General features: G+C 73.4%; 25 protein-coding genes. 12 read left to right on the top strand and 13 right to left on the bottom strand.

Going from position 1 to position 23,360, the window contains the following annotated elements:
• Positions 1-133: 133 nt before the first annotated feature.
• A complete protein-coding gene (locus tag DSM26151_RS03410) occupies positions 134-562 on the bottom strand; it encodes a VOC family protein (protein WP_234661027.1) in 429 nt (142 codons plus the stop codon).
• A gap of 131 nt (positions 563-693) precedes the next feature.
• Here DSM26151_RS03410 and DSM26151_RS03405 point away from each other — a divergent pair, with 131 nt between their 5' ends.
• The 4 genes from DSM26151_RS03405 to DSM26151_RS03390 all read left to right on the top strand — a co-directional run bounded on the left by DSM26151_RS03405 (position 694) and on the right by DSM26151_RS03390 (position 4,316).
• On the top strand, positions 694-1,179 hold the full coding sequence (locus tag DSM26151_RS03405; RefSeq protein WP_234661026.1) for a DUF3806 domain-containing protein: 486 nt from the start codon (positions 694-696) through the stop codon (positions 1,177-1,179).
• A 55-nt stretch (positions 1,180-1,234) separates the two neighbouring features.
• The gene (locus DSM26151_RS03400) at positions 1,235-2,257 is read left to right on the top strand and encodes a 1-aminocyclopropane-1-carboxylate deaminase (RefSeq protein ID WP_234661025.1); all 1,023 of its coding nucleotides are present in this window, start codon (positions 1,235-1,237) and stop codon (positions 2,255-2,257) included.
• Positions 2,258-2,369: 112 nt separating this feature from the next.
• On the top strand, positions 2,370-3,272 hold the full coding sequence (locus DSM26151_RS03395; RefSeq protein WP_234661781.1) for a 3-methyladenine DNA glycosylase: 903 nt from the start codon (positions 2,370-2,372) through the stop codon (positions 3,270-3,272).
• 42 nt (positions 3,273-3,314) lie between these two features.
• The gene (locus DSM26151_RS03390) at positions 3,315-4,316 is read left to right on the top strand and encodes an NAD(P)/FAD-dependent oxidoreductase (protein ID WP_234661024.1); all 1,002 of its coding nucleotides are present in this window, start codon (positions 3,315-3,317) and stop codon (positions 4,314-4,316) included.
• Here DSM26151_RS03390 and DSM26151_RS03385 read toward each other — a convergent pair.
• Positions 4,285-5,088 (bottom strand): SDR family oxidoreductase, encoded by an 804-nt coding sequence (locus DSM26151_RS03385; RefSeq protein ID WP_234661023.1) that lies wholly within the window; start codon positions 5,086-5,088, stop codon positions 4,285-4,287. The genes DSM26151_RS03390 and DSM26151_RS03385 overlap by 32 nt on opposite strands.
• A gap of 107 nt (positions 5,089-5,195) precedes the next feature.
• On the opposite strand from DSM26151_RS03385, the gene sigJ reads away from it, so the two are divergent.
• On the top strand, positions 5,196-6,131 hold the full coding sequence (sigJ, locus tag DSM26151_RS03380; RefSeq protein WP_234661022.1) for an RNA polymerase sigma factor SigJ: 936 nt from the start codon (positions 5,196-5,198) through the stop codon (positions 6,129-6,131).
• A 2-nt stretch (positions 6,132-6,133) separates the two neighbouring features.
• Here sigJ and DSM26151_RS03375 read toward each other — a convergent pair whose 3' ends face one another.
• Complete coding sequence (locus DSM26151_RS03375; RefSeq protein ID WP_234661021.1) at positions 6,134-6,616, bottom strand: GNAT family N-acetyltransferase; 483 nt, start codon at positions 6,614-6,616, stop codon at positions 6,134-6,136.
• Between the two features lie 116 nt (positions 6,617-6,732).
• Positions 6,733-7,785, bottom strand: a complete 1,053-nt coding sequence (locus DSM26151_RS03370; protein ID WP_234661020.1) for a 2,3-butanediol dehydrogenase — start codon at positions 7,783-7,785, stop codon at positions 6,733-6,735.
• A gap of 164 nt (positions 7,786-7,949) precedes the next feature.
• Between DSM26151_RS03370 and DSM26151_RS03365 the strand changes: the two genes are divergently transcribed.
• A complete protein-coding gene (locus tag DSM26151_RS03365) occupies positions 7,950-8,543 on the top strand; it encodes a TetR/AcrR family transcriptional regulator (protein ID WP_234661019.1) in 594 nt (197 codons plus the stop codon).
• Between the two features lie 7 nt (positions 8,544-8,550).
• Here the strand turns inward: DSM26151_RS03365 and DSM26151_RS03360 are convergent, their stop codons facing one another.
• The 7 genes from DSM26151_RS03360 to DSM26151_RS03330 all read right to left on the bottom strand — a co-directional run bounded on the left by DSM26151_RS03360 (position 8,551) and on the right by DSM26151_RS03330 (position 16,115).
• Positions 8,551-9,891, bottom strand: coding sequence for a serine hydrolase domain-containing protein (locus tag DSM26151_RS03360; protein WP_234661018.1), 1,341 nt, complete (start codon positions 9,889-9,891; stop codon positions 8,551-8,553).
• Between the two features lie 48 nt (positions 9,892-9,939).
• The gene (locus DSM26151_RS03355) at positions 9,940-10,671 is read right to left on the bottom strand and encodes an ATP-binding cassette domain-containing protein (protein ID WP_234661017.1); all 732 of its coding nucleotides are present in this window, start codon (positions 10,669-10,671) and stop codon (positions 9,940-9,942) included.
• Positions 10,668-11,912 carry an alanine racemase gene (locus DSM26151_RS03350; protein ID WP_234661016.1) on the bottom strand — a complete coding sequence of 415 codons (1,245 nt, stop codon included), beginning with the start codon at positions 11,910-11,912 and terminating at the stop codon, positions 10,668-10,670. Before DSM26151_RS03350 ends, DSM26151_RS03355 begins: the two co-directional genes overlap by 4 nt.
• A 3-nt stretch (positions 11,913-11,915) precedes the next feature.
• Complete coding sequence (locus DSM26151_RS03345) at positions 11,916-12,893, bottom strand: ABC transporter permease (RefSeq protein WP_234661015.1); 978 nt, start codon at positions 12,891-12,893, stop codon at positions 11,916-11,918.
• The gene (locus DSM26151_RS03340; RefSeq protein WP_234661014.1) at positions 12,890-13,891 is read right to left on the bottom strand and encodes an ROK family protein; all 1,002 of its coding nucleotides are present in this window, start codon (positions 13,889-13,891) and stop codon (positions 12,890-12,892) included. The genes DSM26151_RS03345 and DSM26151_RS03340 overlap by 4 nt, the downstream gene beginning before the upstream one ends.
• Positions 13,888-14,895: a phosphotriesterase family protein gene (locus DSM26151_RS03335; RefSeq protein WP_234661013.1), complete on the bottom strand. Its 1,008-nt coding sequence runs from the start codon at positions 14,893-14,895 to the stop codon at positions 13,888-13,890. Before DSM26151_RS03335 ends, DSM26151_RS03340 begins: the two co-directional genes overlap by 4 nt.
• 80 nt (positions 14,896-14,975) lie before the next feature.
• Complete coding sequence (locus tag DSM26151_RS03330) at positions 14,976-16,115, bottom strand: substrate-binding domain-containing protein (RefSeq protein ID WP_234661012.1); 1,140 nt, start codon at positions 16,113-16,115, stop codon at positions 14,976-14,978.
• Positions 16,116-16,289: 174 nt separating this feature from the next.
• Between DSM26151_RS03330 and DSM26151_RS03325 the strand changes: the two genes are divergently transcribed.
• Entirely contained in the window at positions 16,290-17,438 is a 1,149-nt protein-coding gene (locus DSM26151_RS03325; protein WP_234661011.1) for an ROK family transcriptional regulator, read from the top strand.
• On the opposite strand, the gene DSM26151_RS03320 is transcribed toward DSM26151_RS03325, so the two are convergent.
• Complete coding sequence (locus DSM26151_RS03320) at positions 17,425-17,847, bottom strand: hypothetical protein (protein ID WP_234661010.1); 423 nt, start codon at positions 17,845-17,847, stop codon at positions 17,425-17,427. The two genes, DSM26151_RS03325 and DSM26151_RS03320, sit on opposite strands and share 14 nt — an antisense overlap.
• A 2-nt stretch (positions 17,848-17,849) precedes the next feature.
• Entirely contained in the window at positions 17,850-18,743 is an 894-nt protein-coding gene (locus DSM26151_RS03315; protein WP_234661009.1) for a DNA-formamidopyrimidine glycosylase family protein, read from the bottom strand.
• Between the two features lie 146 nt (positions 18,744-18,889).
• Here DSM26151_RS03315 and DSM26151_RS03310 point away from each other — a divergent pair, with 146 nt between their 5' ends.
• The 5 genes from DSM26151_RS03310 to DSM26151_RS03290 all read left to right on the top strand — a co-directional run bounded on the left by DSM26151_RS03310 (position 18,890) and on the right by DSM26151_RS03290 (position 23,360).
• On the top strand, positions 18,890-19,507 hold the full coding sequence (locus DSM26151_RS03310; RefSeq protein WP_234661008.1) for a DUF305 domain-containing protein: 618 nt from the start codon (positions 18,890-18,892) through the stop codon (positions 19,505-19,507).
• A 66-nt stretch (positions 19,508-19,573) separates the two neighbouring features.
• The gene (locus DSM26151_RS03305; RefSeq protein ID WP_234661007.1) at positions 19,574-19,966 is read left to right on the top strand and encodes a nuclear transport factor 2 family protein; all 393 of its coding nucleotides are present in this window, start codon (positions 19,574-19,576) and stop codon (positions 19,964-19,966) included.
• Between the two features lie 748 nt (positions 19,967-20,714).
• Positions 20,715-21,437 (top strand): class I SAM-dependent methyltransferase, encoded by a 723-nt coding sequence (locus tag DSM26151_RS03300; RefSeq protein WP_234661006.1) that lies wholly within the window; start codon positions 20,715-20,717, stop codon positions 21,435-21,437.
• Between the two features lie 91 nt (positions 21,438-21,528).
• Complete coding sequence (locus tag DSM26151_RS03295; RefSeq protein ID WP_234661005.1) at positions 21,529-22,137, top strand: TetR family transcriptional regulator; 609 nt, start codon at positions 21,529-21,531, stop codon at positions 22,135-22,137.
• Positions 22,134-23,360: a glycosyltransferase gene (locus tag DSM26151_RS03290; protein WP_234661004.1), complete on the top strand. Its 1,227-nt coding sequence runs from the start codon at positions 22,134-22,136 to the stop codon at positions 23,358-23,360. The genes DSM26151_RS03295 and DSM26151_RS03290 overlap by 4 nt, the downstream gene beginning before the upstream one ends.

Below are 23,360 nucleotides of genomic sequence, written 5' to 3'. Positions count from 1 at the left end.
AGTGCGGATGAACGGATGGCGTGCAGTCGGCGACGCCTCGGGGGGCGTGCGGCGAACGATTCGCGGGCCGACGTGTCGCGCCGCGTGGGCGACACGTGCCCGACGCCGTCGGGTTCGCCGGCCCGCGTCGACCTCACATCGCCCGGGTGCCGTCCGACAGGACCGGTGAGAGCAGGCCGACGACGTTGCCGTCGGGGTCGCGCAGGTACCCGCCGCGACCGATGCCCTCCCAGTCGGTCGCCGGAAGCGCCTCGACACCGCCGAGTTCGACGCCCCGGCGCATGAGTTCGTCGACGCTCCCGTCGACCCCGACGACGATGTTGCAGCCGTTGATCGGCGCGCCCTCCGCGGGCGCGGGGCCCTCGCGCTGGGTCAGGCCGCCGTTGATGCCGAGGCCCGGCTGCGCCTCGACGTTGCCGATCGCGCCCTCACCGGTGTCGATCACCCAGTACGTCATGTCGCCGACCTGCGAGAACTTCCAGCCCAGCAGTTCGCTGTAGTAGTCGATGAGCCGCTGCGGCTCGCTCGCGTGGATCTCGAAATGCACGACGAGATTCGCCATGATCCCCCCTCGAACCCGCGGCACCGGCCCTCGACCGGCTGTCGACCGCGGTGCCGCCACGCTACGCCCGCCCGCCGACATCCGTCACCTGCTCGCACCCCGCCGTCGGCCGTTCGGGGGAGAATCGTCCCGTGCCTCTCTTCTCGCGCCGGACGGCGCCGACCGACGCGCCGCCGATGCCGCGGCTCGTCGAGATCGGCCAGCCCGAGCGCGACTGGATCGACGCGCACATCGCCCTCGTCGCCGGCGCGGGCGCCGATCCCGACGACCTCGATCAGGTCCGCGCACTCTACGAGCGGTGGTCGTCCGGGTGGCGCCGCATCAACCCGCCCGAGCGCGATGACCCGGCGATCATGGTCAGCGCCCTCGGCACGGCGTTCGGCGATCACGTCGCGCGCCGCACCGCGCTGTCGTGGCGGCTCGCCGAGCACGCCCACGGCGTCGAGCTGGCGCTGTACCAGCCGCGCGGGCAGGTGCTCGTGCACCCCATCGGCCTCGTCGACGAGCGGTGGCGCGCCGAGGAGACGTCGGGCGTCTTCCTCGTGGAGACCGCCGAACGACTGACCCGGGCACGCCGGCTCACGCACGGCGACGGCGGCGCGACCCGCCGCCGCTGACCGCCGAGCGGGAGCGCTCGGCGTCCGTCACCACCACCCCCTGAAGGAGCACACCATGGCCCTCGCCGACTTCCCGCGTCATCGCCTGACGTTCGGTCCGAGCCCGATCCACCCCGTCGACCGCCTGAGCGACCACCTCGGCGGCGCCCGCGTCTGGATGAAGCGAGAGGACGTGAACTCGGGCCTCGCCTTCGGCGGGAACAAGACCCGCAAGCTCGAGTACCTCGTGCCCGACGCGCTCGCGAAGGGCGCCGACACGCTCGTCTCGATCGGCGGCGTGCAGTCGAACCACACGCGCCAGGTCGCCGCGGTCGCCGCCCACCTCGGCATGAAGGCCGTGCTCGTGCAGGAGCACTGGGTCGACTGGCCCGACGCGGTCAACGACCGGGTCGGCAACATCCTGCTCTCGCGGCTCATGGGCGCCGACGTGCGCCTGTCGCCCGCGGGCTTCAGCATCGGCTTCCGCGACTCGTGGAAGCAGGCGATCGCGGATGTCGAGGCCGCGGGCGGCACGCCCTACGCGATCCCCGCCGGCGCGTCCGACCACCCGCTGGGCGGCCTCGGGTTCGCGAACTGGGCCCACGAGGTCGCCGCGCAGGAGGAGTCGCTCGGCGTCTTCTTCGACACGATCGTGGTGTGCTCGGTCACGGGGTCGACGCACGCGGGCATGATCGCCGGATTCGCCGACCTCGAGCAGAACTTCGGCGGGCGACCCCGCCGGGTGCTCGGCATCGACGCGTCGGCGAAGATCGACGAGACCCGCGACCAGGTGGCGCGCATCGCACGGAACACAGCCTCGATGATCGGCCTCGGCCGTGACCTGCGCGACGACGAGATCACGGTGCTCGAGGGCTGGGCGGGCGAGCACTACGGCATCCCGGTCGAGTCGACCGACGAGGCGATGCGCCTCACGGGCAGCCTCGAGGGCGTGATCCTCGACCCCGTCTACGAGGGCAAGTCGATGGCCGGGCTCATCGACCTCGTCTCATCGGGCGAGATCCCGAAGGACTCCAACGTGCTCTACGCGCACCTCGGCGGTCAGCCCGCCATCAACGCGTACTCGGGCCGGTACCACTGACCGGCGCCCTCCCCGACGAGATCACGCCCTGGATCGCAGCACGCAACCGCCGGTCAGCCTCGACGCCTATCCTCGACGCGTGACCTCCGCCGCCCCGACCCGCGACGCCGCGATGCCCGACGCCGCGGTGCCCGATGCGGTCGTGCTCGACGCCGCCGCGTGGCGCGCCCGCGAGCGGGCGCACGCCGAGCGCGCCGACGCCCTGACGGCCGGCCACCGGGCGCGCAGGGCTCGCGGCGAGCGGCATCCGATCGAGGACTTCCTCTTCACGTACTACTCGTACTCCCCCGCGCTGCTGCGCCGCTGGCACCCGGGCGCCGGCGTCGAGCTGGCGGATGCCGCGGCCTCCCCGCGCGCGGAATGGCGCTGGTACGCCGCGGGCGCGACCGAGCACGGCCTGGTCGTCGACGCGGGCGCCATGCGCGGCGAGAAGGGAGCGATGCTCGGCCTGGTCGAGCGGATGCTGCGGCGCACCGCTGCGCGCCCCGCGCAGTACGGCTGCTTCGGCCTGCACGAGTGGGCCATGGTGTACCGGCAGGGCGAGCACCGGCATCCCGTTCCGCTGCGCCTCGGGCAGGCCGCGACCGACGAGGTCGTCGAGTCGCACGACCTGCGGTGCACGCACATCGACGCGTACCGGTTCTTCACGCCCGAGGCCACGCCCCGCAACCGCTTCGCACCGACCCGCGAGTCGCAGCCCGAGCTCGAGCAGCCCGGCTGCCTGCACGCGAACATGGACGTCTACAAGTGGGCGGTCAAGCTCGGCCCGCTCGTGCCGGGCGACCTGCTGCTCGACGCGTTCGAGCTCGCACGGGACATCCGCCACCTCGACATGCAGGCCTCGCCCTACGACATGGAGCCCTGGGGCGGCGAGCCGGTGCGCATCGAGACGGCAGACGGCAAGGCCGAGTACGTGCGCCGCCAGCGCGGGTTCGCCGACCGGGCGAACGCGCTTCGCGCCCGGATCCTGGGTGCGCTGCCCGTGCTCGGGAGGGATGTCGCCCCGCGTCGGTAGGCTCGACCTGTTCCGGCCCGCGCCGACCCGAGGGGAGCGTCCGTGTCACGACCAGGCACCATGCCCGAAGGCGAGGCCGCGGCCGTGTGGGATGTGATCGTCGTCGGCGGCGGCAGCGCCGGGCTGAGCGCCGCGCTCATGCTCGGCCGGTCGCGTCGGCGCGTGCTCGTCGTGGATTCGGGCCGCCCGCGCAGCCGCGCCGCCGCGCACATGCACGGCGTGCTCGGCCGCGATCACACGTCGCCCGCAGACCTGCTCTCGGCGGGCCGGGCCGAGCTGACGCGGTACGACGTCGCGACCCGGTCGGGCGAGGTCGCCGACGCGGCCGTGCTCGAAGCGGATGCCGCGGCAGCCCGCGGCCTCGACGGGATCGCGTTCGAGGTGGTCCTCGACTCCGGTGAGCGCCTGGTCGCGCGGCGCGTGCTCGTCGCGACGGGGCTCGTCGACGAGCTTCCCGAGATCCCGGGCCTCTCCGAGCAGTGGGGGCGGGGCGTCGTGCTGTGCCCGTACTGCGACGGATGGGAGGTGCGCGACCGGCGCATCGCGGTGATCGCGTCGTCGGCCGAGAACGCGCACCAGGCGCAGCTCATGCGCCAGCTCTCCGAGCACGTGACCTTCTGCACGCAGGGTGTCGTGCTGCCCCCCGCGACGCGCGACGCGCTCGACGCGCGCGGGATCGCGATCGAGGAGCGCCCGGTCGTCGAGGTGCTCTCGGGTGACGACGACGCGCTGCGCGGCATCCGCTTCGAAGACGGCGACGAACTCGCCGCGCAGGCCGTGTTCGTCGCGCCGAGGACGGTCGCGAACGACGAGGTCCTCGTCGGGCTCGGTGCCCGGTCGATGCGCCAGGGCGGCGCCCGCCGGGTCCTCATCGACGAGGAGGGTCGCACGAGCGTCCGCGGCGTCTACGCGGCCGGCAACGTCACGGGCCCGCGGAGCTCGGTGCCGTGGACCATGGCGACGGGCAGCATCGCCGGCACGTCGATCAACGCCGACCTCGTCGACGAGGACGTCACGCTGGCGGTCTCGCGGCGTCGCCGCTGACGCGACCGCCGTCGGCGGCGGCGGCGGCGGCCGTGCGGTCCGCCAGCCACTCGTCGAACGTCTGCCGCCCGATCGCCGCGTCGGGTCCGGGCAGCGCCTCGCCCCGCCGCATCGCCCGGAACGGCCGCATGGGCAACGCCACGGGGATCACGGGTCCACGGATGCCGGTCGCCTCGACGAGCCGGCCGACCAGGTCGTCGAGCTGCTCCTCCCCGGGCCCGGCGAGGTCGCGCGCCCGCCCCGCGGGTGGGCCCTCGGCGAGTTCGACGAGCCGCTCGCCCACCTCGCGCGCCGCGACCGGCCGGATGCGCGCCTTCGGTGCGAGGTGGATCCGGCCCATCGTGAGGGCGTGCAGCAACTGCTCCGCGAACTCGTGGAACTGCGTGGCGCGCAGGATGGTCCACGGCACCCGGCCGGATTCGACGAGCTGCTCCTGGGCGAGCTTCGCAGCGTAGTAGCCGTACGGAGCCCGGTCGACGCCGACGATCGACAGCGCCACGTGGTGGCCGACCCCGGCCGCGAGCTCGGCGTCGACGAGGTTGCGGGTCGTGGCCGTGAAGAACGCGGTCGCGGTCTTCGCTGAGGTCGAGGCGAGGTTGCCAACGTCGATGACGGCGTCGACCCCTCGCAGCGCTTCGGGCAGTCCCGCGCCGGTGGTGAGGTCGACGCCGCGCGCCCGCGCCAGCACGACGACCTCGTGCCCGTGCTCGCGGGCGACGTCCACGGCGTGGCGTCCGACGGTGCCGGTTCCTCCGGCGATCGCGATCTTCATACGTCCTCCTCGGTTGGATCGGGGCCTCTCCCGGTACGACGACGCAGCCTCTCGAAACGTGAGGTCGCGGCATCCGCCCCGGGTGGCGAACGTGGGAGGGTGTGGGCATGACGACCGATGACGGGCACTCCGGCGGATCCGGCAGCGGGCTCGAGCCCGCCCTGCTCGCCGAGCACCGCGGCCGGCTCACGGGCCTGGCCTACCGCATGCTCGGCACCGTGGCCGACGCCGAGGATGCGGTGCAGGAGACCTTTGCGAGGTGGGTGCGCCTGACCGGCGGCGAACGCGACGCGATCGAGAATCCGGCGGCCTGGTTCACGCGCGTCGTCGGGCGGATCTGCCTCGACGAGCTCGGGTCGGCGCGCGCCAGGCGCGAGTCGTACGTCGGCGAGTGGCTCCCCGAGCCGCTGCCCGCGGGCGCGGGCCTGTTCGGCGCCGCCCCGCCGCCCGACCCGCTCGACCGGGTGGCGCTCGACGAGTCGGTGAGCACGGCGCTGCTCGTCGTGCTCGAGGCGCTCACGCCGGCCGAGCGGGTCGCCTTCGTGCTGCACGACGTGTTCGCGGTGCCGTTCGCCGAGATCGCCGAGATCGTCGGCCGCACGCCCGAGGCGTGCCGGCAGCTCGCCTCCTCGGCCCGACGGCACGTCCGCGAGCGACGCGCCGCGGAGGTCCCGCGCGAACGGCACGACGCGGTCGTCCGCGCCTTCATCGCCGCGACCGGCTCGGGCGAACTCGGCGAGCTGCTGGCCGTGCTCGACCCCGGGGTGCGGCTGGTCTCCGACGGCGGCGGGCTCGCCTCCGCGGCACTGCGCCCGGTCGTGGGCGCGGATCACGTGGCCCGGTTCATCCTGGGGCTCAAGCAGCAGCGCGGACCGGGACTCCAGGTCGCGGTCGAGGAGACCGCCGACGGGCTCACGCTCGCGTTCGGCGAGGACGGCGCGATCGACGCGGTGCTCACCGCGGAGGTCCGCGGCGACCGCATCTCGGCCATCCGGATCATGCGGAATCCGGAGAAGCTGCGGCTCTGGAACGGGCGGACCTGACCTCAGGCCAGCTCGAGCGTCATGAACACGCTGTTCGGGTCGGCGCGGTAGGAACCGAACGGCGGGCACTCGACGAAGCCGTACTTCGCGTAGAGCGTCCGCGCCGGGCGGAAGAACTCCTCCGAGCCCGTCTCGAGGCTGATCCGCCGGTACCCGCGGCGGCGGGCCTCCGAGATCGCGTGCTCCAGCAGACGCGCACCGAGCCCGAGGCCGCGGGCCGCGGCATCCGTTCGCATGGACTTCAGCTCGCCGTGGCGAGCGTCGAGGTGCTTCAGCGCGACGCAGCCGAGCAGGTCGGGGCCCTCACCGATGGTCCAGAAGGCGACGTCGCCGGCCGCGAGCCCCGAGAGGTCGAGCGCGTGCACGCTCTCGGCGGGCGAGGTCGCGAACATGTCGGCGAGGTGCGCCTCGAGCAACCTCACGACGCGGGGGTCGGCGAGGTCGCCCGGTCGGATCTCGATCTCGGATGCTGCGCTCGTGCTCACCCGATGATCCTCGCCGACGCGTGTTTCCGGCGCATGACGCCCTCCCCCGCACGTGCCGACGTCGTCACGGGTGGAGCGAGCGCCCCACCCGCGACGACGGACCGGACTGCGCCCGCTCAGGCCTCGCTGGAGACCAGGTACTTCATGCCGCGGCCGGCACGCAGTTCGTGGATCGTCGCCTCGACGCCGTCGAACCCGACCTCGTCGATCCAGCCCGTGGTGTCGTAGAGCCCGTCGGCCATGGCGGCGATGACCGCGTCGAAGTCGGACTGCAGGTAGCCGAGGGCACCCGCCATCTCGGTCTCGGTCATGACGAGCTGGGTGGGGAAGATCTCGGTCGTGCGCTCGTGCAGCGCGACGATGACGAGCCGGCCGAGCGGGGCGAGGCTCGAGAGAGCGGATGTCACGGCGGGACCGACCCCGGCCGCGTCGAAGGCGACGTCCACGCCGTCGCCGTCCGTGAGTTCCGCGACGCGCGCAGCGAGGTCCTCGCTCGTGGGGTCGACGACGTTCGCGCCGAGCGCGGCGGCGATGCTGCGGCGTTCGGGGCTGGGCTCGGAGACGAGCACGTTCTCGACGCCGTGGCCCTTGAGCGCGAACCAGACCCCGATGCCGATGGGCCCGGCGCCCGCGATCACGGCGCTCCCGCCGGGCTGGACGCCCGAGCGCTCGACGGCGTGCCAGGCGACGGCCATGGGCTCGACGAGCGCCCCGAGACGCAGGTCGACCGACTCGGGCAGCACGTGCACCTTCGACGCGTCGACGGTCGTGAACTCGGCCATGCCGCCGCCGTGCGAGGTGAGCCCGTGGAATCCGATCGTGCGGCACGCGTTGACCGCGCCCTTGCGGCAGGCCGCGCAGGTTCCGCAGAAGTAGATGGGCCAGACCGCGACCCGGTCGCCGACCGCGACGGAGTCGACGCCCTCGCCGAGTTCGACGACCGTGCCGGAGAACTCGTGACCGAGGATCTGCGGGAGCGTGGCCCCCGTGACGGGGTGCGGGTTCTCCATGTCGAGGCCCGCCTCGGCGGGTGCGTAGTACACGTGCAGGTCGGATCCGCAGATGCCCGAGTAGGCGTTGCGGAGCTTGACCTGGCCGGGCCCGGGCGCGGGCTCCTCGGTCTCTTCGACCCGGAGGTCCTCCTTGCCGTGGAACACGACAGCTCGCATCGTCGCTGACTCCTTCGTTCGTTGCGTGAGGCTCGCGGCATCCGCCCCGGCGTGCGACGTCAGCGCGACCACGAGTCGGGCCGTGTCCGGCGACCCGGCCCGTCGACGAGTCTAGCAATTATCTGACAGATGTCAGATAATTGCCGGGATCCTCGGAGGGACCGATGCCCGATCTCGACCCCCGCAGGGCGCGAACGCGCTCCGCGCTCCGTTCCGCCGCGCTCGCCGCCGCCGGGCGCACGCCTCTCGCCGACCTGACCGTGGCCGGCGTCGCCCGCGCGGCGGGCGTCAGCCGCGACACCTTCTACCGCCACGTGGCGAGCGTCGCCGACCTGGTCGCCGAAGCGCTCGCCGAAGCCCTCGACGACCCCGTCGCGGAGTTCGAGGGCTTCCGCGGCCCCGGGCGCGAACGCTTCGCACTGGCCGAGCACCGGCTGTTCGACCACGTGGCCGAGCATCGCGCCGTCTACCTGCACGCCCTCGACGGGCGCCTGGCCGAACCCGTTCGCGGCATGCTCGTCGACCGTGTCGAGGGCGCGCTGACGACCTACCTCCGCGCGAACCCCGGCGTGGCCCCGCTGACCGCGGGCGATCTGACCGCGGGCGAGCACCACGCCATCTACGCCGCGTACGCCGCCGCGGGCACGGTCGGCGTCATCGAGCACTGGTTGCGGCGCGGCGCGACCGGCGACGCCGACGACATCGCGAGCGGCGTGCTCGCGGTCTCGGCACCCTGGTGGTGGGGCCCCGAACCCTGACCCCGGCTCAGCGCAGCGCGTCGACGGCCTGCTCGACCATGCCGACGAACGACGGGTTCACCTCGGCCTCGGGGGTGAACCCCATCCGCACGACGACGAGCTCCTCAGACGGCACCACGAGGACCCGCTGACCGTCGTGCCCACTCGCGTAGTACGCGTCGGCGGGCAACTCGGGCCAGCGGAGCGAACCGTCGGGCATGACGTTCGTGCGCCAGCTCATGCCGTTGCCGGGATCGTCGGTCTCGTCGACCTCGGTCGGCTCGAGCGAGCGTTCCATCCAGCCGTCGGGCAGCAGCCGTTCGCCGTTCCACTCGCCGTCCTGGAGGGCGAACTGCCCGATCGCGGCCCAGTCGCGAGGCGTCGCCCACATGTACGAGGAGCACACCGGGGTGCCCGCGGCATCCGCTTCGATCACGGCGGACGACAGCCCGAGCGGTCCGAGCAGGGCCTGCCTGGGCAGGTCGGCGCCGAGTCCCGTGCGTTCGACGAGGATGTCGCAGAGCAGCGTCGTGTTGCCGCTGGAGTACTCCTGCACCGTGCCCGGCTCGTGCTCGAGCGGCAGGCTCGCGACATACCCGCCCATGTCCTCCTCGAGGTAGAGCATGCGCGTGATGGGCGTGCCGAGGTCGTAGGTCTCGTCCCACTCGAGGCCCGACGTCTGGCGCAGGAGGTCCTCGATCGTGATGTCGGCGCGCGCGTCGGTCCACTCCGGCCGCAGTCCGTCGTCGCCGAGCGCGACGACGCCCTGTTCGGCGAGCACGCCGGTGAGCAGGTTCGTCACGGACTTCGTCATCGACCACCCGAGCTGCGGCGTCCCGGCGTCGAACCCGTCGGCGTAGCGCTCTCCGACCAGTTCGCCGCCCTTGACGATGAGAACCGCGCGCGTGCCGAGCGCCGCGGCATCCGCTTCGGCGAGCCCGTCGCCGAACCCGGTCGCGAGGGCCGCGTCGATCGCGGCGTCTGCGCTCGGCACCGGCGCATCGGTGAACGGGTTGGCGCCCGCCGCGATCGGCGTTGCCGGCCCGAGGTCGGGCCGGGCGCCCGCGAGCGTGCAGCCGAAGCCGTCGACGAACCAGGCGCGCTGGTGCGCGAGCTGGCCGAGGAGCGTCGCCGTGGTCGGGTCGCCCGCGCCCGCCACGTCGAGGTAGGGCACGAGCGGGTTCTCGGGCAGGTCGGTCTCGGGCCGGTCGCGCCCGGCGACCTCGGTGACCGCGCACGCGTTGTGGGCCGCGTACCCCGTGCCCGTCAGCAGGATGGGCTGCTGCCAGAGGTACACGCCCGTGAACGCGGTGATGAGGAGGAGGGCGGTGACGGCGACGACGACGATCACCCGACGGAGGATGCGCACGACGAAGGATGCTAACAGTCGCTCACGACGACGGATGCTCGCAGCCGCTCACGAGCTCAGCCCCGTGATCATCGACACGAGCTCGTTGTGGGTCGTCTCCTCGATGCGGCGCGTGCCGACCTGGCGCCCGCGACGGAGCACGGTCACCCGGTCCGCGATGCGGAACACCTGCTCCATGTTGTGGCTGACGACGAGCACGGCGGCGCCGCGCTCCTTGAGCTTCAGGATCAGCTCCTCGACCTTCGCGGTCTCGGCGACGCCGAGCGCCGCGGTCGGCTCGTCCATGAGCACGAGCCGACTCGCCCAGTGCGTGGCGCGCGCGATCGCGATCGCCTGCCGCTGCCCGCCCGACAGGTCGCCGAGCGTGGCCCTGGCCGACGGGATGCGCACGTCGAGGTCGTCGACCAACTGCTGCGTCTGCCGCGCCATCTCGGTGCGATCGAGCAGCCCGAGCGGGGCCCTGCGGAGCTCGCGACCGAGGAACAGGTTCATGTAGACCGGTTGCAGGTCGACGAGCGCGAGGTCCTGGTAGACGACCTCCACGCCGTTGGCGCGTGCGTCCGAGGCATCCCGGAACGCGAACTTCTCGCCGCCGAGCCGGATCTCGCCCGTGGTCGGCTGGTGCACGCCCGAGATGATCTTCACGAGCGTCGACTTGCCGGCGCCGTTGTCGCCGACGAGCGCGACGACCTCGCCCGCTTCGACCTCGAGGTCGAAGCGCTCGATCGCGACGATGCCGCCGAAGTGCTTGCTGATGCCGGTGAGGCTGAGCGGGTTCATCGGAGCCCCTCCCCGCCGCCGAGCGCGTCGAGCCCGCCGAGCGCGTCGGCGAGCGCGAGCGGCTTCGAGCCGTCGGCCGACCAGAGCCCCTCGAGGACGGGGTCACCCGTGTCGAGCCCGCGGATGCCCGCCGTGAAGGCGCGCGTGACGAACGCCTGGGGGCGGAAGCCGAACACCACGGTGTCGCCCGGGCGGGCTGCACCCGGGGCGACGGGGATCGTCGCGTAGTAGTCGATCGCCGACGGTGCCGGCATCTCGACCGGCAGTGCGGTGACGGATGCCGCGTCCTCGCCGGGCCCGACGATGAGCGCGTCGGTGCTCGCGTCGCCCAGGACGGGGTCGACGTAGAGGCCGCCTCCGAAGACGTAGGCGCGGTCGTTCCAGACGTGCGAGACCTCGGAGACGTAGGCGATCGCAGGGTCCTCCGCCAGGTCGCGCACGGCGTGCAGCGGGGTCGTGCCGGTCAGGCCGTGCCCGGGCTCGACCTGCGTCGCACCGGCCTCGGCGAGCCGTTCGAGCGCAGCGGTCGAGGTCGTGCCGGGCGCGTTGACCTGCACGTGCTCGAACCCCGCCGCCTCGAGGGCGCGCCTGGCGCGCGTGAGCGTCGCCAGGTTCGCCGTCGAGACGATGTCGCCCGAGCCGGCGTCGAACAGGGTCGCCGGGAAGGTCGTGACGCCGGCGAAGCGGACGCCGGGGATCGCGTCGACGCGTCGGGCCGCGTCGACGACCCCGTCCGCGGGGAAGCCGCCCTCGTGTCCCGGGTAGAACCGGTCGCCGTCGGCGACGATGCGCAGCAGCACGTCCTGCACCCGACCGGTCGCGGTCGCGGCGTCGCCCGCTTCGCGGGCCTTCTGCTCATCGAACACCGTCCAGTACAGCGGCCCGAGGGCCGCGGCCTCTGCCGCCCGCCGGCGCGGGATCTGCACCAGGTGGCCGACGTGCCCGGCCGCGAGCCCGCCCGCGGCCGCCGCGATGGAGCACTCGAGGTCGACGCCGACCGAGTGCGTGATGCCGCCGGCGCGGATCGCGCGGGACGCGTCGGGGTTGCGCCCGATCTGCTTGGTCATCGCGAACGGCCGCAGGCCGAGCCGGCCGGCCTCGGCGGCGACGGTCGCGGCGTTGCGCTCGACGGCGTCGAGGTCGATCACGTAGGTGTTCGGCGGGAGGTCGCCGGCTCGGTGGGCGGCGACGGCGGCGTCGATGAGCCGCGGGTTGCGGCGGCGCAGGAGTGGGAGGAACACGGGTCAGCTTCCCTTCTTGCCGCGCAGCGACAGCGAGACGGCGATGAGGATGATGATGCCGCGCACGATCTCCTGCTGCGCGACGGTGAGCCCGGCCAGGAGCAGGCCGTAGTTGATCATGCTCATGAACAGGCTGCCGACGACGGCCCCGATCATGGAGGCCCTGCCGCCCGTGAGGGCGGTGCCGCCGACGATGACCGCGGCGAGCACGCTCATCAGGTCGGTGGTGCCGAGCGTGTAGGTCGCACCGGCGAGTCGTCCGGCGTAGAGCAGGCCCGCGAGCGCCGCGGTCGCCCCGCTCAGCATGAAGACCGCGATGCGCACGCGTGTGACCCGGATGCCGCTGACCCGTGCCGCGGAGGCGTTGTTGCCCACGGCGAGGACGTGCGCCCCGAACCGGCGCTGGCGGAGCACGTGCCATCCGATCGCCGCCACGACGACGGACCAGACGATGAGGATCGGGACTCCGGCGACCGCCCCGGCGCCGAAGATCCAGCCGAAGGCCTGGTCGGTCACGGGCACCGACTGCAGGTTGGTGACCTGCTGCGCGAGGCCCGCGACGAGCCCCATGGTCGCGAGCGTCACGAGGAAGGACGGCAGCCGCACGAGCGTGATGAACAGCCCGTTGACCAGGCCCACGGCCGCGCCGACCGCGAGCCCGGCGAGCGCCGCGATCCACCACGCGCCGGTCGCCTGCAGCGCGAGCGCGGCGGTCAGCGCGGCGAGCGCGACGGTCGAGCCGATCGAGAGGTCGATCTCGCCGAGGCTCAGGACGAACACGGCGCCGACCGCCATGATCGTGATCGGCGTGGCCTGGGTGACGATGTTCACGAGCGTGGTGCCGCTCAGGAAGCTCGGGCCCTGGGTGATCGCGAAGAAGGCGAACACCACGACGAAGCCGATGTAGACGACGTGGTCGCGCCACGATCGGGCGAGCAGCACCCCCTTCCCGGTGGGCGCCTCGGTTCGGGCGATGGTCATGCGGGCACTCCTTCGTGTGGTCTCGGGGCGGCGTCGGCGGCCAGGCGCAGCGCGCCGAGCACCGGGGCCGAGTCCCCGAGTTCGCTGATGGTGACGGGCAGCCCGCCGCGGCCGAGCCGGGCGAGCCAGGGGTGGATGCGTCCGAGCAGTTCGGGGCGGGTTCCGATGCCGCCGCCGAGCACGTACCGTCCGGGATCGACGACGGCGTCGACGGCGGCGATGGCGTGCGCGATCCACTTCGCCTCCTCGTCGATCGATGCGAGCGCGCGGGCGTCGCCGGCTTCGGCGCGCGCGAAGACCTCGCGCGCGGTGACCGCGTCGCCGTACCGGCGGGCGAGGGCATCGCCCGCGACGACCTCCTCGAGCGCACCCCGCCGGTGGGAGGAGGGCTCGGACGGGTCGGCCCCGATCGGGAGGTAGCCGATCTCGCCGGCGGCGTTGCCCGCGCCGCGGACGATGCGCCGCTCGAGCACGAGGCCCATCCCGATGCCCGTGCCGACCGACACGAAGGCGAAGCAGTCGTGCTCGCGTCCGACTCCGCCCGCGAGCTCGCCGAGCGCCGCGACGTTGACGTCGTTCTCGATCACGACGGGGCAGGCGAGCTCGAAGGCGAGTTCGTCGGCGAGGCTGAACGAGGCGAGGTCGCCGAGGTTGGGGGCCCGGTCGAACCCGCCCGCGGTCGTGTCGGGCACGCCAGCCCCGCCGATGCCGATCGCGGCGACGGTGCCGGGCGCCCCGGGCGCCCCGTCCGCGACGCGCGCCCCGGGCGCCCCGTCCACGGCGGGCTGTCCAGTGCCTGCGACCGCGGCGAGTTCGCGCACGAGGGTCGCCAACTGGTCGACGAGCCCCCGGCCGCCGCCCGGGACCGTGGCGCGTTCGATCACGGCGAGCGGTTCGGCATCCGCTGCCCGACGGGCGATGCCGGCACGCACCTTGGTGCCGCCGAGGTCGATCCCGACGACGTGGTCGGCGCCCGCGCGGAGCGCGGCGACCGTCACGCCGGGACCTCGAGCAGGCGCGCGGGGGTGCGAGCGGTCATCTGCTCGATCGCGTCCTCCGGGACGCCGCGCTGCGCGAGCATCGGCAGGAACGTCTCGGCGAGGTAGGAGTAGCCCGACCGCCCGTGCGTGCCGGGGTTCATCCAGACCTCGGCACCGGTGAGGTCCTGTGCGAGCACGAGGCGATCGGCGTAGCCGGCCCCGACGAGCGCTGCGACCAGGTCCGCCCGGCCGCGGTCCGATCGGGCGAACGCGCGCTTCGGGAACTCGCCGTCGGGCCGGTCGGGCGCTGGCTCCAGGAAGAAGTCCCAGACCTCCTTGCCGATGGTGTCGATCGCGATGAGCACGCCGCGGTCGAGCACGGTGCGGGCGAAGTCGACGCTCAGCTGCGTGTCGAGGTGGCCGATGACGACGCGGTCGAGGTCGACGCCCTCGGATTCGAGGAGGTCGACCTGCTCGTGGGCCATGGTCCCGTGCGTGGTGTGGGTCATGATCGCGAGGCCGGTCTCGCGGTGCGCGCGCGCCACGGCGCGCAGCACCCGCTCCTCGAAGGGCGTGATCTCGTCGAGGCTCGTGGCCTGCTCGCCGAAGACGCCGGCGCGGATGCCGCTGTCGCCGATGCCGTCGACGGCGTCGGCGACGAAGCGACGGGTGAGTTCGTCGATGCTCGCCGACCTCGCCCACGCGGGCGAGTACGACTCGAGGTAGAGCGCGGTTCCGCTGACGATGTGCAGCCCGGCGTACTCGGAGATCTCGGCGAGGAGGGCGAGGTTCGCCCCGTCGGGGTCGCGGCCGACGACGCCGTAGGGCGACAGGTCGACGACGGTGCCGAAGCCGTGGTCGGCCAGGCCGGCGAGCGCGCCGACGGCCAGGTCGATGCGGTCGTCTCGCGTGCCCGCGGTCTGCCACGGCCCCGGGGCGAGGGAGAGCAGGTGCTCGTGCGGCATGATGCGCCCGAGCTCCGTGGAGGCCACGGGGCCGCGGACGGTCATCACGTCGGTCATCGGGTGTTCCTCTCGTTGCGTTCCGGCGGTGCCGGCGGTGCGCCGCGGAGGGGTCGGGTGCCGGCCCCTCCGCGGGTGGTTCAGTCGCCCGTGACGCTCGCGGGCGGTTCGACGCCGTAGTCGGCCTTCCAGCCTTCGACGAGGTCGGCCTTCGTCACCTTCGTCGGGTCGGATGCCACGAGCGCGGGCGCCTCCTTGCCGAGCACACCGTACGCCCCGGCGAGCGCGAGGCCCGCGCCGATGTCGAGCGAGCCGTTGCCGACCATGCCGGCGACGTTGCCGCCGGTGTTCATCGCCGCGGCGACGGTCGTGTCGAGGTCGTTGGTGACGATCTGGATGTCGGTGCGCCCGGCGGCGCGGATGGCGGCGAGCACCCCCTGCGCCGCGGTGGCCCAGGACACGTAGATGCCCTTCAGTTCGGGGTTCTTCGCGATCATCGCGGCCGCGGCAGCCTGGGTCGCGGTCTCGTCGGCGAAGCCCTGCTCCTCGACGATCGTGATGTCGGGGTAGGAGTAGGCCAGCCAGTCCTTGAACGACTGGTCGCGCTGGTTGGTGAACCAGAAGTTGGCGTTGAACGAGAGGTACCCGACCTCGCCCTCGCCGCCGAGCGCGTCGCCGAGGATCTCGGCGTTCGCGCGGCCCGCCTTGGCGAGGTCCTCGGTCACGATCGAGACGAACTCCTCACCGGCGGTGTAGCCCTCGGGCGGGGTGGTCATGATGACCAGCTGCGACCCCTGGTCGAGGATGGGCTGGAACGAGGTCGCGGCCGAGGTCGGGTCGACGGCGATCGCGACGACGATGTCGGGCTCGAGCGCCATGACGGTCTGGACGTTGTTCGCCTGGGTTCCGGCGTCGAAGTTCGCCTGGGTGCTCGCGACCACCTCGATGCCGAGCTCCTCGAACCGGGCGCGCGCTCCCTCCTCGACGGCTGCGACGAAGTCGCCCGAGGTGTGCCAGACGAAGGCTGCGGTGTGGTCGCCCTCCTGGACCTGCACGAGTTCGTCAGCGGTCAGTTCGAGTTCGGCGAGCGCGCCGGGGATCTCGCCGTTCGGGCCGGCGAACTCGAGGCTGGGCTCGACCGCGGCGGCGGGGGCGTCGGGCGTGTCGGGGTCGGCGGCCGAGTCCTGCGCGGCGCAGCCGGTGAGGACGAGCGCGGAGGCGAGGGCGCCGGCGATGCCGACGCGCAGTCCGCGGGTCGCGGTGAGCGGTGATCGTGCCATGGTGGGGGACCTTCCTGTGCATGTCGTCGTCGAGCGTGCGGAGCCATTTTGATTTCATCACGCAATCAAAGTCAAGCGATCGGCGACGAATCTCGTCACGGGCGGTGGATTCCGAGGCGAGACGGCCGATCTCTGGCATTCTTTAGTCTCAAGCTGACGAGAAATGGAGCGTGGATGGTCCACGACACCCGCGAGCTCAATCGCATCGCCGTGCTCACCGACCTGCTGCGCAACCGCCCCGCGAGCCGCAAGCGCCTCGCCGAGGCGACCGGCATCTCCCCCGCCACGGTCACGCGCGCGGTCGACCAGCTCATCGCGCAGGGGCTCGTCGTCGAGGCATCCGAACTCGTCACCGACCAGCGCGGTCGCCGCGCCGTCCTCCTCGACGTCGTCGCCGACCGCACCCTGGTCCTCGGCGTCGACCTCGGCGCGTCGAGCACCCGCGTCCTCCTCGCCGACCTCGTCGGCCGCCCGCTGGCCGACCTCGAGGTCGCCACGCCGTCCGAAGCGGATGCCGCGGGGCTCGCCGGGTGGCTCGCCGACCTCGCCGTCGAACTGGCCGACGCGCGCTGGCCCGACGTCGACACCATCGTGCTCGGCCTGCCCGGCTCGGTGGGACGCGGCTCGCGCATCACGAACGCCCCGAACCTGCCACAGGTGCAGGACCCGGACTTCCTCGCGACCCTGCGCGAACGCACCGGTCGGAGGGTGCACGCCGACAACGACGCCAACCTCGCCCTCCTCGGCGAGCAACGATTCGGGGCGGCCCGCGACGCCCCCACGGCCGTGATGGTCACGATCGGCACGGGCCTCGGCGCCGGGCTCGCGATCGACGGCCACATCCTCCGCGGCGCACAAGGCGTCGTCGGCGAGTTCGGCCAGCTCCCCGCAGGACCGCTCGGCACGCGCCTCGAACTGCTCGTCACCGGCCCCGGCATCATGCGGCTCGCGGCAGAGGCCGGCGTGCGGCTCGACTCGCCCGCCGAGCTGTTCGACCCGTCGCCGGCCGAACCGGTCCGCACGCTCAGGTCGCACTTCGACCAGGCGCTGCTCGTCGTGCTGAGCGCCGCGACCGTCTCGTGCGAACCCGAGGTCATCGTGCTCGGCGGCGGCATCGCGAAGTCGCTCGCCGCCGACCTCGAGCGCTACGAGACCATGCTCGCGCACCACCTCGGCACCGCTCCACGGCTCGTCGGCTCGGAACTCGGCGACTTCGCCGGAGCGACGGGAGCCGTCGTCGCGGCCCTGCACGAGATCTACCGCGGCATGGGCGTCGACGAGCGAGCCCTCGGCGACCTGCCCGTCGCACTCACCGCCCGATGAGGGCGTTGAACCAGCCCTGACCGGCTGCGCCGACCGCGCCCGGGAGCCGCGCGCGAAGCCCGCGGTCGGCCGTGACCACCAGCGCCCGATCCCCCGCCGCGGCGAGGTCCGCCGCGGCCTCGACGATCGACCCGTCGCCGTCGGCGGGCGCGCGGACGACCTCGAGACCGTCGGCCGGCACCGGGTCGACCGCCGCCTTGGCCGCACCCTCGAGCACCGCCACGATCCGGTCGATCACGACCTCCTCGCCGTCCGGCCCGGCGACCGTGCGGCCGGCGAGCCGCGGCATCCGTTCGAGCAGGCGGGTCGCCGCACCGGCGCGATCGCGCCACCATCCGTCGGGGCGCGAGCCCATCACGTTCGCGACGTCGACGACCACGACGAGTCGCGGGGCCGGCGATGGGGGCACGGTCACGCCCCCTTGAGCGGCAGCACCTCGCCGCCGGTCTGGCACGTCGGGCAGTACTGCGCCGTGGTGCTCGCGAAGGTGAAGTCGCGGATCGCGTCGCCGCAGCGCGGGCAGGCTTCGCCGGCGCGACCGTGGGCGCGCATCGACGCGACCTTGACCTGCTTCTGGCGGTCGATCGGGATGCCGCGGCGCTCGGCGATCGCGGACCGGACGACGTCGACCGTGGCGGCGAACAGCCGGTCGTGATCCTCCGCGCCGAGCGTCGCAGCATGCGCCACCGGCGAGACCCGGGCTGCGTGCAGGATCTCGTCGGAGTACGCGTTGCCGATGCCCGCGAGGGACTCCTGCTCCTGCAAGATGGCCTTGACCTGCTTGCGGCGCCCCGCGAACGCGCGATCGAAGTCGGCGCGGGTGAACCCCGGGTCGGCCGGGTCGGGGCCGAGCCCGGCGATCGCGGGAACCTCGACGGGCTCGTCGACGACCCACCCGCCCAGCGACACCCATCCGCCGGCGTCGGTCAACTCGAACGCGGGCCCCTCGTCGAACTCGATCACGACGAGGGCGGGCGGCGGCGGCTCCGGCTGTCCTTGATCCGGCGACGCGCCGGGTTCGGGCTGCGGTGACTGCGCGGCCTCGGCCTCGCCCTGCGCGCGCCAGCGCGCCCAGCCGTGGCGACCGAGCGAGACCACGAGGTGCTCCGAGCCGTCGAACGCGACGGCGACGAGCTTGCCGTGACGCGCGACGCCGGTCACCCGCTCGCCGACGAGGCTCGTCAAGGGCCTGGCCCGGGTCTTGGTCACGCGGAACTCGAGCACGTCGACCGCGGCGATCGCGCGCCCGACGAGCCGCGCCGCGAGTTCGTCGGCGAGGGCCTGCACCTCCGGGGATTCCGGCATGCGGCCAGCCTCGCACACCCCTCCGACGGGCGGGATGCCGACGGGCGGACATGCCGACGGACGCGCGGCCGCCGGGCCCGCGTTCGGGCGCGGGCGCGCGTTGCGCGGTCTGCATCCGCTCAGGTGGCGTGGGTACCCTATGGGGTATGTCCGAGCACCCCCGACGCAGACGACTCCCGATCCTCGTGACGTTGGCCGCGGCCGCCGCGCTGACCCTCGCGGCGTGCAGCCCGTCACCTGCGCCCGCCGACGGCCCCGGCGCGGCCGAAGGCACGACCGGCACGGCCGGCGGTGCCGGCGCGGCATCCGCTCCTGCGAACCCGAACGACGCCGACCGCCACTTCTTCGGCATGATGACCCCGCACCACGAGCAGGCGGTCGTGATGAGCGACGTCGTGCTCGCGGCATCCGGCATCTCCGGCGAGACGCGTGACCTCGCCCAGCGCATCAAGGACGGCCAGCAGCCCGAGATCGACACGATGACCGCCTGGCTCGACGCCTGGGGGTGGGCGGGCGATCTGGACGTGCACCGGACGCACATCATGGGCGGCATGCTGACCCCCGACCAGATGGCCGAGTTCGAGGCCGCGGACGGCGCCAAGGCCGAGCGGCTGTTCCTCGTGGGGATGCTGCAGCATCACGAGGGCGCGATCGCGATGACGCAGGACTCGATCGAGAACGGCGCCGTCACCGGCGACCTCGCGCAGCAGATGATGGACGTGCAGACGGCCGAGATCGAGGAGATGCGCGCGCTGCTCGGCTGACTCGGGAGCACGGCGCATGGGACGAGGGGCCTATGCGCGTGCGCGACCGAGGAGGATCCTGTTCGCATGAGCGAGCGCGAAGAGTTCCTGACCTGGGTGAACGGCGAGTTCGTGGCGGCCGAGCGCGCGCTGCTCGACGGCGACGACCGGCCGCGCCGGTCGACGTGGTCGCGCGTCGAGCCGGTGAGCGCGCTCGGCGCATGGCGCAACGCGGTCGGTCGCGCGGGGCTCGTCGAGGCGTTCGAGGTGCTCGCGTCGAGCTTCTCGGACTGCACCGAGTACGTGTTCGACCTGATCTCGTACGAGGTCAGCGGGTCGATGGCGTACACGGTCGGCTACGAGCACTTCACGGCTCGGATCGATGGATCGCCGCGCACCATGACCCTCCGGGCGACCCAGGTCTACCGCCGCGACGGCGACGGATGGCACGTCGTGCACCGCCACGCCGACGCGATGTAGCGACCCCGCGTCTCCCGATCGCGCGGCGGATGCGCGACAGCCGACGCCTTTGGGTTCCCGCACGGGAGGGCGGTGCTCTCGTCGGGATGCCGACACTTCGGCACCGGAGCGCCGGCCCCTCCGCACCGGGATGTCGCCACTTCGGCACCGCGGTGTCGGCACTTCGACACCGCGGTGCCGGCACTTCGACACCGGAGTGGCGGCACCTCGGCGCCGAGGTGGCAGCACCTCGGCACCGCGACGTCCGTACTTCGACACCGGCATGTCGTCACTTCGGTACCAGGATGCCGGTCCCTCGTACCTCCGGCACCGGCGTGCCGGCACTTCGACACCGCGGTGTCGCCACTTCGGTACCGGGTTGCTGGTCCCTTGGCGCCTTGGTGCTGATCCTTCAGGCACCGAAGCGCCGGTTCCTCGACACCGCGGTGTCGGCACTTCCGTATCGCGGTGCCCGTACCGCGGCATCGGAAGCTTCGGGCACTTCGGCACCGCAGTGTCGGCACCTCGGCACCGGGAGGCCGGCACCTCGGCACCGGGAGGCCGGCACCTCGGCACCGGGAGGCCGGCACTTCGGCACCGGGAGGCCGGTGCTTCGGCACCGGGAGGCCGGTGCTTCGGCACCGGGGTGTCGGCACTTCGGTACCGCGGCTCGCGACCGAGTCGTTCCCGGCGGGCCCCCGACTCGGTCGGCCATGGACCGCGTCGGCGGCCCGGCCTACGCTGGCGGAACCAGCGAGAGGATGCCGCGATGGCCGAGCCCGACCGACCGAACCACGCGGACGCGGACGCGCACGCGGATGCGCACGCGCACGCGCACACGGATGCGCACGCGCACGCGCACGACACCGCGGACGCCGCGGACATGTTCGAGCCGCACGCCTGGGATAAGACCTACTCCGGTGACGAGACCAGGTGGAGCGGGGCGCCGAACGCGCAACTCGTCGCCGAGGCATCCGCTCTTGCGCCGGGCACGGCACTCGACGTGGGCTGCGGCGAGGGCGGCGACGTGGTCTGGCTGGCCCGGAACGGGTGGCGCGCGACCGGCGCCGACTTCTCGGCCAACGGCCTCGCCCGGGCGGCGCGCCACGCGGAGGCCGCGGGGGTCGCGGACCGCGTCGACTGGTGGCAGGTGGATGCGCGCAGGTTCGCCGCCGACGGCCGGTCGTTCGACCTGGTGACCACGCACTTCCTGCACCCGCCGGACCACGGCATGGTCGACGTGGTCCGCCGCCTCGCGAGCGCCGTCGCGCCCGGCGGGCACCTGCTCGTCGTCGGGCACGCGCCCTCGCCGGCGTTCACGCACCTGTCGGCGAGCCACCGCGACGCGATGTTCCTCGCGGCAGACCTGCTGCCCGGGCTCCCCGACGACTTCGAGGCGCTCGTGGTCGAACAGCGGCCGCGCACCACGATTCGCGACGGCGAGACGATGCAGCTGCACGACGCGACACTCCTCGCGCGCCGCGCGGGCTGAGCGACCCCACGGCGAGGCCGCGCACGACCTGAAGCCCGTCGCGAACCGCGGCACTTGCGCGCGAGCTGCACGCAAGTACAGAATGCTGTACATGCGTACAGGCTCGGTCGTCGAGAGCGACCTCACCGCACGCGCGCGCATCGTCGCCGCGGCCCTCGACCGCTTCGCCGCGCACGGCTACGACGCGGCGACCATGCGCGACATCGCGGCGCACGCCGGCGTCAGCGTCGCCCTCGTCACGCACCACTTCGGCACCAAGCAGGCCCTCCGCGACGAATGCGACGCACGCGTCGCGCGCTTCATCGCCGAGAAGCAGGATGCCGCGGCCGCATCCGACGTGCTCGGCGAAGTGCTCGGCACGTTCGGCCCCTACCTCGCGCGCATGCTCGGCGCGAGCGGCGCGGCATCCGATGCCCTCTTCGCCCGCCTGGTCGAGGTCGCGCGCGCATCGATCGACGACGGTTCGGCGAGCGGATGGCTTCGCCCCTCCCACGACCCGGAGGCGCAGGCCGTCGCACTGGTCCTGCTCGGGGTCGCGCCGTTCCTGCTGCTCGACCGGCTGGCGGCCTGGGCCGACGACGACGCCGGAGTCGCGCTCGCGCGACTGGCCGTCCCGCTCGCCGAGCTGTACACCGACGGGCTCATCACCGACGACCGGCTCCTCACCGCGACCGGTCTCGTCACCGAGGAGGCACGATGAAGCTGCTGCTCGTCACCGCCGGATCGCGGGGAGACGTGGAGCCGTTCGTCGCGCTCGCCCGGCGCGCCGCGGCATCCGGTCACCAGGTCCGACTCGCCCTGCCCGACCGCTCCGGCGTCGACACAGTCGGCCTCGACACCAGGAGCCTCGAGGCCGACTTCACGGCACTGATCGAGTCGCAGGGCGTCTCGCCGCTGGCCGCGATGCGCAACCTCCGCGACGTCGTCCGGCCCGTGATGCGCGGGGTCATCGTCAACGCCGCGCGCGCGGCGCGCGAGTTCCGGCCCGATGTCATCGCCTGGCATCCGAAGGTGCTCTCGGCACCGCTCGCGGCCGATGCGCTCGGCATCCCGCACGTGCTCGTCGAACTGGTGCCGGCGATGACGGCGACGCGCGAGTTCCCCGCCGCGGGCACCGTGACGCGCGCCCTCGGTCCGCTGAACCGGCTCACGTACCGCGCGGCCGCGGCCGCCGGCGGGATGTTCCGTCGCGAGGTCGACGAGGCGGCCGAGGTCATGGGCGTCTCGCGAGCGCGGCGCTCGTCGGCACCCGGCGCGACCCTGCTGCCGATCAGCCTGGCGATCCTGTCGCGACCGGCCGACTGGCCCGACTCGGTCGTGCTGACCGGGGCGTGGCGCGCACCGGTTCCGGCACCGGGCCTCGACCCCGCCCTCTCGGACTTCCTCGCCGGCGGCCCGTTCGCCTATGCCGGCTTCGGGTCGATGGCCGCGGGCGACCCGGCCACGCGGGGACGCGCACTCGTCGAGGCGGCGCGAGCGCGCGGCATCCGCCTGCTCGTCGCGACCGGCCTCGGCGGCATCGTCGTGCCCGACGACGTGCGAGGCGACGACGTGTTCGCGACCCGTTCGGTCGATCATGCGGCGGTGCTGCCGCGTGCGACCGCCGCGATCCACCACGGCGGCATCGGAACGGTGCATGCGGCGACCGCGGCGGGCACCGTCTCGATCGTCGTGCCGTTCATCGCCGACCAGCCGTTCTGGGGCGCGATGCTGCATCGGCGCGGGCTCGCGCCGGCGCCGATCCCGCAGAAGCGGCTCACCGCCGAGCGCGTCGCCGAGGCCCTGGCATCCGCACCGGGCTTCCAGGCCGCGGTGGATGCCGCGGCCGAACGCATGGCCGGCGAGGACGGCGCGGCCGAGGCGCTCGGCGTGCTCGAACGGATCGCGGCACGGCCGCGCACGGGCGCGCCGCGGCATCCGTGA

The organism is Agromyces marinus, from assembly GCF_021442325.1.
In the GTDB taxonomy this organism is placed as follows: domain Bacteria; phylum Actinomycetota; class Actinomycetes; order Actinomycetales; family Microbacteriaceae; genus Agromyces; species Agromyces marinus.
This window is presented reverse-complemented; position numbering and strand designations above follow the sequence as displayed.

Coding starts and splice junctions, on each gene's coding strand:
- DSM26151_RS03410 (WP_234661027.1), bottom strand. CDS start 562: ATGGCGAATCTCGTCGTGCATTTCGAGATCCACGCGAGCGAGCCGCAG.
- DSM26151_RS03400 (WP_234661025.1), top strand. CDS start 1,235: ATGGCCCTCGCCGACTTCCCGCGTCATCGCCTGACGTTCGGTCCGAGC.
- DSM26151_RS03395 (WP_234661781.1), top strand. CDS start 2,370: ATGCCCGACGCCGCGGTGCCCGATGCGGTCGTGCTCGACGCCGCCGCG.
- DSM26151_RS03385 (WP_234661023.1), bottom strand. CDS start 5,088: ATGAAGATCGCGATCGCCGGAGGAACCGGCACCGTCGGACGCCACGCC.
- sigJ (WP_234661022.1), top strand. CDS start 5,196: ATGACGACCGATGACGGGCACTCCGGCGGATCCGGCAGCGGGCTCGAG.
- DSM26151_RS03370 (WP_234661020.1), bottom strand. CDS start 7,785: ATGCGAGCTGTCGTGTTCCACGGCAAGGAGGACCTCCGGGTCGAAGAG.
- DSM26151_RS03365 (WP_234661019.1), top strand. CDS start 7,950: ATGCCCGATCTCGACCCCCGCAGGGCGCGAACGCGCTCCGCGCTCCGT.
- DSM26151_RS03355 (WP_234661017.1), bottom strand. CDS start 10,671: ATGAACCCGCTCAGCCTCACCGGCATCAGCAAGCACTTCGGCGGCATC.
- DSM26151_RS03345 (WP_234661015.1), bottom strand. CDS start 12,893: ATGACCATCGCCCGAACCGAGGCGCCCACCGGGAAGGGGGTGCTGCTC.
- DSM26151_RS03335 (WP_234661013.1), bottom strand. CDS start 14,895: ATGACCGACGTGATGACCGTCCGCGGCCCCGTGGCCTCCACGGAGCTC.
- DSM26151_RS03330 (WP_234661012.1), bottom strand. CDS start 16,115: ATGGCACGATCACCGCTCACCGCGACCCGCGGACTGCGCGTCGGCATC.
- DSM26151_RS03325 (WP_234661011.1), top strand. CDS start 16,290: ATGGTCCACGACACCCGCGAGCTCAATCGCATCGCCGTGCTCACCGAC.
- DSM26151_RS03315 (WP_234661009.1), bottom strand. CDS start 18,743: ATGCCGGAATCCCCGGAGGTGCAGGCCCTCGCCGACGAACTCGCGGCG.
- DSM26151_RS03310 (WP_234661008.1), top strand. CDS start 18,890: ATGTCCGAGCACCCCCGACGCAGACGACTCCCGATCCTCGTGACGTTG.
- DSM26151_RS03305 (WP_234661007.1), top strand. CDS start 19,574: ATGAGCGAGCGCGAAGAGTTCCTGACCTGGGTGAACGGCGAGTTCGTG.
- DSM26151_RS03300 (WP_234661006.1), top strand. CDS start 20,715: ATGGCCGAGCCCGACCGACCGAACCACGCGGACGCGGACGCGCACGCG.
- DSM26151_RS03295 (WP_234661005.1), top strand. CDS start 21,529: ATGCGTACAGGCTCGGTCGTCGAGAGCGACCTCACCGCACGCGCGCGC.
- DSM26151_RS03290 (WP_234661004.1), top strand. CDS start 22,134: ATGAAGCTGCTGCTCGTCACCGCCGGATCGCGGGGAGACGTGGAGCCG.